This window comes from Rhodococcus sp. GXMU-t2271, from assembly GCF_041414735.1.
GTDB classification, from domain to species: domain Bacteria; phylum Actinomycetota; class Actinomycetes; order Mycobacteriales; family Mycobacteriaceae; genus Rhodococcus; species Rhodococcus indonesiensis.
On sequence record NZ_JAUIZP010000081.1, the window covers coordinates 1 to 6765 of the forward strand.

Consider the following 6765-nt stretch of genomic DNA (forward strand, 5'->3'; position numbering starts at 1 on the left):
ACCCCACGAGCCCTTGACGGAACATAGGAGCATCATCGGGTCGATGTGATCGACGCGATGTGACATTCGGACCCCACCCAGGGCGGGGACGGCAAGCACCAGCGCCCCCGACGCGACGAGTGCGAACGGCCACCACTGCCGCTCGCCGGTCGTCTCCACCGTTACAACGTCGGATGACGAAGCGGCCGGCGACTTCGGCAGCGCGGCCGTCGCTTCCCGCACATTGTCGGAGACACCCTCGATCACCCCGGTGACCGGACCCACTCCGGCCACGAGCTGCCCGGTGCCGTCGACGAGTTGCCGGCCGCCGTCGTCGAGGAGCATCAGTCCGTCGCGCAGCTGCCGCGAGCCGTCGGCGGCCTGCGTCACGCCGGCGACGAACTGCGCGTCCGGGTCACTCAATTCGTAGGCGAGCTGCCGTGCGCCGCCGCGCAACTGCTCGAGCTGCGCGAGCGTCTCCGGTCCGAGCCCCTCGCTGTCCAGCCGGCCGACGAGCCCGTCGAGCCGGGCGGCGGCTTCCTGGGACACCGGGTCGGGTGAGCGCCGCAAGGTGCCGGCGACGGCCGTCAGCTGCTCGGTGACGCCCACCTGCATCTCTCCGAAACCACCGAGCCGGTCGACGACCTCGTCGACGCCGCCACTGACCTGGGTCGCACCGTCGCCGAGCTGGTCCACTCCGCCCTGCAGCTGCCCGAGCCCGTCGGCGAGTTGCTGCCCACCCGCACTGGCCTGCGCGAGTCCGTCGGCGAGCTGGTGCGCCCCGTCGTCGAGCTGCCGGCTGCCGTCGGTGAGCTGCCCGATTCCGCCGCCGAGCAGAGCGAGCGGCAGGCCGGCCTGCTGCAGGTTGTCGCGGGTGTCGGTGAGCGGGTCACTGGTCGACGGGGGCGGCACCTCGGTCGTCGTCGCGACGGTGGGCGCGTCGGCGTAGGCGAAGGCACTGCCGGTGCCGATCAGGCCGAGACCGGCGGCGACGAACAAGACGGGGAGGAGACTGGCACGCACGGCGGAGGACGCTAGTCCGGCAATCTGAGAGGGCTCTGAGACGGCGGCAGCCACCGCACCGCGACGGCGGCCAGGCCGAGCAACGGCACCGCCCATGCCGCGAGCACCGCCGCCAGCGGCAGCCACACCGTTCCGAGTGCGAATCCGGCGTAGACCGCCACCGACACGACCTCGCCGACGACGCCCGACACCGACGTGACGGTCGCGCGGGCGGTTCCGCTCATCGTGTCCTGCATCCGCGCCTCGGCGACGATCATCGCGTTGTTCAGGGCCCCGTAGCCGATCCCGATCGCCACGAAGCCCACCACTCCGCCGAGCACGGCCCCGGTCGCCAGCAGCAGGCCACCGACGGCGATCACCGCCCCCATCGCGCGACCGGTCGTCGCCGCGGTGCGGCCGGCGGTCGCGGCGCCGAGCACCTGTCCCGCCACGGTGATCGCCACCAGCGCCGGCGCCGCGGACGTGCTCGCCCCACCCTCGCGCGCGAGCAGCGCGAAATACTCCTCGAAAGCGAGGCACGCCGACAGCAGCGCCGCGAGCAGTACCACGCGCCGGACGCCGGCGCTGCGTCGCGCCTCGGCCGTCCCGGCGTGCAGCACCGCACGATAGCGAGTCACGAAACCGCCCGGGACGAAACCGGTCTCGTCCGCCGAGGTGTCGCGGGGCGCGGACGGCAGGGTCAGCACGAGCAACCCGTTGGCCACGGTGATTCCCACCGACAGCCATCCGACGAGCGGATAGCCGCCGAGCGCGTACAGCGGGGCGGCCGACAGCGTCGCGACGAGAACGCACGTCGTCTCGCCGGCGTTCGCGTAGCCCAGCACCGCCGTGAACCGGTGCGCCTCCCCACGCGCGGACAGTTCGTCGTACACCAGGGCCTCGAAGGTCCCGGACTTCAGCGATTCGCTGATCCCCCACGCCACGAAGCCGGCCGCGAACCCCCAGTAGCCGGGGAACAGCAGCCAGAGTGCGAAGCCCGCGGTGAACAGGGCCGAGCTGAGCAGCAGCAGACCGCGACGGGACACCGTGTCGGCCCATGCGCCCGACGGCACCTCCGCGACGAACGCGACGACGGACCACAGCACGAACAGCGACGAGATCTCGCCCGTACCGAGGCCGTGGTCCTCGAACAGCAGGGCGTACAGGCCGTAGAGCGGCACGAGTTCGCGGGTGGCCGCATACGCCACCACACGAACGGTCAGGGAAGGGGCGGAGCCGGATCAACATCGGTGTCGCATGACTCCAGCGTGGCACGCGCGGACGGGTTTGTCACCGCGCGATACGGTCGGCAGGTGACCGAACGCCAGCGCACCTACACCTGGGACGACCCCGCCCCGACGTCCGCCGCGAACCGCGACATGCACGGCCTGGACTTCCTGCGCGGACTGATCGACGGCTCCATCCCGCACCATCCGACGTCGCGCACCCTCGGTTTCCGGGTGACCGACGCCCGGGAGGGCTGGGTGGAGGTGAGCATGGAGCCGCAGGAGTTCCACGCCAACGCGGTGGGCAGCATGCACGGCGGGGTGATCGCGACGATGTTCGACACCGCCATGGGCTTCAGTGTGTCGAGCACGCTCGAGGCCGGTGTCGGATACACGACCCTGGACCTGCAGGTGCGGTATCTGCGCGGCATCCAAGCGGGCAGCGGCGTCGTGCGCGTGCACGGCATCTGCGAGTACAGCGGCCGTCGCACCGCCACCGCCCGCGGCGAGGCCCGCGACGAGAACGACCGGTTGCTCGCGACCGCGTCGACCACGTGCCTGATTCTGCGCTGACAACCGTCGCCGGGCCTGCACACTGAAGAACATGAGCGTGGAACGCACCGCACTGGACCGCTTCTTCACCCTCTCCGGGGAGGCACTCGCCGGGTTCGATGCCGAGGCCTCGGCCGCGCTGTGGGGGGAACCGGGCACGATCCTCACGGATTCGTTCGCCGGATCGCTGGCGACCCGGAAGGAGATCACCCAGGCCCTCGCGCAGAGCAACCAGACCTACCGGGAGCACGGTCTCGCCGGTGTGGGGCACGAGTTGCTCGACCTCTCCCCGGTCACCGAGAAGATCGTGCGGGCCCGGGTGCGCTGGTCCTTCCGGGATGCGAACGACAGCGTGCTGGGCACGAGCGACTACGAGTACCTGTTGCGCGACGATCCGGAGGGCCTGCACGCGTACGTGGCCGTCGGCTGCGACCCGGGCAGCTGAGCCCGCCCGCGCCACCGTCCTTGGCCTGCCTTCCGTGGCCTGCCTTCCGGGGCCGAATGTCACATCGGTTCGGTCAGATCGATGCGATGTCACATTCGGCCACCACCACCACCGCCGCCGCGGGCCCCACACGCACGGGACGGCTCACGCCGGCGGTTCGAGCACCTCACGTCCGACGAACGGCACGAGCGCCGACGGGACGCGCACGGACCCGTCGGCCTGCTGGTGGTTCTCGAGGATCGCCACGAGCCAGCGCGTGGTGGCGAGGGTGCCGTTCAGGGTGGCGGCGATCTGCGGCTTGCCGTTCTCGTCGCGGTACCGGACGCCGAGGCGGCGGGCCTGGAAGGTGGTGCAGTTCGAGGTGGAGGTCAGCTCCCGGTAACGCTCCTGGGTGGGCACCCATGCCTCGCAGTCGAACTTGCGGGCCGCCGACGAGCCGAGGTCGCCGCCGGCGACGTCGATGACCCGGTACGGCACCTCGATCGCGGCGAGCATGTCGCGCTCCCACGCGAGCAGCCGCTGGTGCTCGGCGGTGGCGTCCTCGGGCTTGCAGTAGACGAACATCTCCACCTTGTCGAACTGGTGGACCCGGATGATGCCGCGGGTGTCCTTGCCGTAGCTGCCGGCCTCGCGGCGGAAGCACGACGACCAGCCCGCGTACCGCTTCGGGCCGCCCGACAGGTCGAGGATCTCGCCGGAGTGGTAGCCGGCGAGCGGCACCTCCGACGTGCCGACGAGGTACAGGTCGTCGTCGGCGAGGTGGTAGATCTCGTCGGCGTGGGCGCCGAGAAAGCCGGTGCCCTGCATGATCTCCGGGCGCACGAGCACCGGGGGGATCATCATCTGGAAGCCGTTGGCGACGGCCCGCTGGGCCGCGAGTTGCAGCATGCCGAGCTGCAGCAGGGCGCCGTAGCCGGTGAGGAAGTAGAACCGGGCGCCGGAAACCTTCGCACCCCGTTCCATGTCGATCAGCCCCAGCGATTCCCCGAGGGTCAGGTGGTCCTTCGGCTCGAAGTCGAAGGTGGGCAGCTCGCCGACGGTCTCGAGGGTGACGAAGTCGTCCTCCCCGCCCGCGGGGGCACCCTCCTGCACGATGTTGGAGATCGCCATGTGCGCGCGCTCCAGCGCCTCCTCGGCGGCGGACTGCTCGGCCTCGAGCTTCTTGACGTTCGCGGCGAGTTCCTTCGCGCCCTCGAGCAGCGCGGGCCGTTCCTCCGGGGAGGCCTGGCCGACCTTCTTGCCCAGTGCCTTCTGCTCGGCACGGATGTTGTCGCCGGCCAGCACCGCGGCGCGGCGGGCCGCGTCGGCCTCGAGCAGCGCGTCGACGAGACCGGGGTCCTCGCCTCGGGTGCGCTGCGAGGCACGGACGGCGTCGGGATTCTCGCGGAGGAACTTGAGGTCGATCACGAGGTCACAGCCTACTCGGCGCCACCTGCAGGCGACTGCGGCCTACTGCGCCCACAGCTGCAGGCAGTCCTCGCGTTCGAACATCTTCGCCGAGTCCACGGCGTTCGGATGCCCGGCGTGCGGGTCGGCTCCGGCCTCGGTGAGCACCCGCACGACGTCGATCTCCCCTTTGAACACGGCGCCGGCGATCGGCGACTGACCGCGGTCGTTGAGCCGGTCGACGTCGGCACCCCGTTCGATCAGCGCCCGCACCGCGTCGGCGTGACCGTGGTAGGACGCCAGCATGAGCAGGGTGTCGCCCTTCTCGTTGCACAGGTTCACCGGCACTCCGGCGTCGACGTAGGCGGCGAGGGTCTCGACGTGCCCGGCGCGGGCGGCATCGAACAGTTGCTGCGCGATCTCCTGAACTTCGGGATCGATGGGGTCCGTCATGGGCACTGAAGTTACCCGGGGCTCCGTGCACAGGCATGATGGACGGTGATGGCCGAGGAGAGTGAGCAGCAGTCCGACCGGACGGCACCGTCCGGGTCGCGGGTCCGGCGTGCCCCGTCCGCGAAACTGACCCGTCGCGCCCTGATGCTGGTTGCCGCGGGCGCGGTGCTCGCGGCCGTCGTCACGGCGGTGGTAGCGGGATTCGGCGGGTCCGACGACGAACCCGGCGATTCGACCGGTGCCGTCGTGACCACCGGCGCGGTGGCCGGCGAGGCCTTCGGCACTGCGGTCGCCGGGGACTGCCTGAACTGGACCGAACTCGATGCGAGCGACCTCGCGAAGGTGGACTGCGCCGAGTCGCACCTGTTCGAGGTAGTGAAGGACATCGATCTGAGCGTGTACCCGGGCGCCGAATGGGGTCCCGGGTCGCGTTTCCCGTCGGTGCTGCGTTTCACCGAGCTGCGCGACGAACTGTGCGCACCGGCCGCGATGGACTATCTCGACGGCCGGTTCGACCCGCACGGCAAGTTCAGCGTGGGCCTGATCAACCCCGGGGAGGCGGGCTGGGCGGCCGGCGAACGGACGTTGCGCTGCGGCCTGCAGTTCTCCTCGACCACCGGCAACCTGCTGCCGATCGAGGGCAGCGTGGCCGACCAGGACCAGTCCAAGGTCTGGGACGTGGGCACGTGCATCGGCATCAACAACGGCGTGCCGGCGGACCCGGTGGACTGCGCCCAGCCACACGCCTTCGAGGTGATCTCCGTCGTGGATCTGTCCGGGCAGTTCCCCGGCGGTCTGCCCAGCGTCGAGGACCAGGACCGGTATCTCGAGGGGACGTGCACCGAGAACGCCAACGCCTACCTGGGCAGTCCCGACGCGCTACGCAACAAGACCCTCACGCTGTTCTGGGACAACCTCGACTTCGACAGTTGGCTCGCGGGCAGCCGCAAGGTCAACTGTTCGGTGGGCAAGCAGGTCGAGGGCGGCGGATTCGCGTCGGTCACCGGCTCGGCCAAGGGCGACATCCTCATCGACGGCCAGCCGCCGGTGCCGCCGCCCGCCGCGCCCGAGGGCCGCTCGCTGCCGACCCCGCTGCCGGGCGCGGGTCCCCTGCCGGGCTCCTGAGGTGAAAGCACGGATGGGCGACGAGCGGTTCGAGGAACTCGTCGGCGAGGCCCTGGATCTGATCCCCCCGGAACTCGCGCGGGCCATCGACAACGTGGTGGTGCTGGTCGAGCCCAGGAACGAGGAAGAGCCCGATCTGCTCGGGCTCTACCACGGGATCGCGCTCACCGAGCGCGACAGCCATTATGCGGGTGCGCTACCGGACACCGTGACCATCTACCGCGACGCGATTCTCGACATCTGCGACTCCGACGACGACGTGGTGCACGAGGTCGCGGTGACGGTCATTCACGAGATCGCTCACTACTTCGGAATCGAGGATGCTCGTCTGCACGAGCTGGGGTGGGGCTAGTGGCTCCGTAGCGCGGTCCCGTCGCGCCGTACTTCGGCTTGCGCTGCAGGAAGTGCGGGTTGATCGTCGAAATGATCAGCAGGGCGAGCGTTCCGATGATCACCTCTGCGACGACGATGTAGACGAAAGCAATACCGACGATCTTCGCGATCTCTTCCATGTGTCGATCACCTCCGGTCCGACCGTACCGCGGGACGGCGGTCCGGACGGGGTAACCGGCAGTGGGGGGTGCGGGGGGCCGGGGG

8 protein-coding genes are annotated in these 6765 nt (G+C 70.4%); 4 read left to right on the forward strand and 4 right to left on the reverse strand.

Going from position 1 to position 6765, the window contains the following annotated elements; genetic code table 11:
* Together QYS60_RS25445 and QYS60_RS25450 are read right to left on the reverse strand one after the other, a co-directional pair.
* Positions 1–1002 (reverse strand): hypothetical protein (locus QYS60_RS25445; protein WP_371384618.1); only part of this gene is annotated, 1002 nt, incomplete at its 3' end.
* 11 nt (positions 1003–1013) lie between these two features.
* Entirely contained in the window at positions 1014–2192 is a 1179-nt protein-coding gene (locus QYS60_RS25450) for an MFS transporter (RefSeq protein WP_371384619.1), read from the reverse strand.
* A gap of 168 nt (positions 2193–2360) precedes the next feature.
* Here QYS60_RS25450 and QYS60_RS25455 point away from each other — a divergent pair, with 168 nt between their 5' ends.
* Both QYS60_RS25455 and QYS60_RS25460 read left to right on the forward strand, forming a co-directional pair.
* Entirely contained in the window at positions 2361–2780 is a 420-nt protein-coding gene (locus QYS60_RS25455; RefSeq protein ID WP_371384623.1) for a PaaI family thioesterase, read from the forward strand.
* Between the two features lie 31 nt (positions 2781–2811).
* On the forward strand, positions 2812–3204 hold the full coding sequence (locus QYS60_RS25460) for a hypothetical protein (protein ID WP_371384620.1): 393 nt from the start codon (positions 2812–2814) through the stop codon (positions 3202–3204).
* 144 nt (positions 3205–3348) lie between these two features.
* Here QYS60_RS25460 and serS read toward each other — a convergent pair whose 3' ends face one another.
* Positions 3349–4611: a serine--tRNA ligase gene (serS, locus tag QYS60_RS25465; RefSeq protein ID WP_371384621.1), complete on the reverse strand. Its 1263-nt coding sequence runs from the start codon at positions 4609–4611 to the stop codon at positions 3349–3351.
* Positions 4612–4653: 42 nt separating this feature from the next.
* Positions 4654–5043: an ankyrin repeat domain-containing protein gene (locus QYS60_RS25470; protein ID WP_371384622.1), complete on the reverse strand. Its 390-nt coding sequence runs from the start codon at positions 5041–5043 to the stop codon at positions 4654–4656.
* Between the two features lie 48 nt (positions 5044–5091).
* On the opposite strand from QYS60_RS25470, the gene QYS60_RS25475 reads away from it, so the two are divergent.
* A complete protein-coding gene (locus QYS60_RS25475; RefSeq protein WP_003937183.1) occupies positions 5092–6168 on the forward strand; it encodes a septum formation family protein in 1077 nt (358 codons plus the stop codon).
* 13 nt (positions 6169–6181) lie between these two features.
* A complete protein-coding gene (locus QYS60_RS25480; RefSeq protein ID WP_017681155.1) occupies positions 6182–6520 on the forward strand; it encodes a metallopeptidase family protein in 339 nt (112 codons plus the stop codon).
* The last annotated feature ends 245 nt before the right edge of the window (positions 6521–6765 follow it).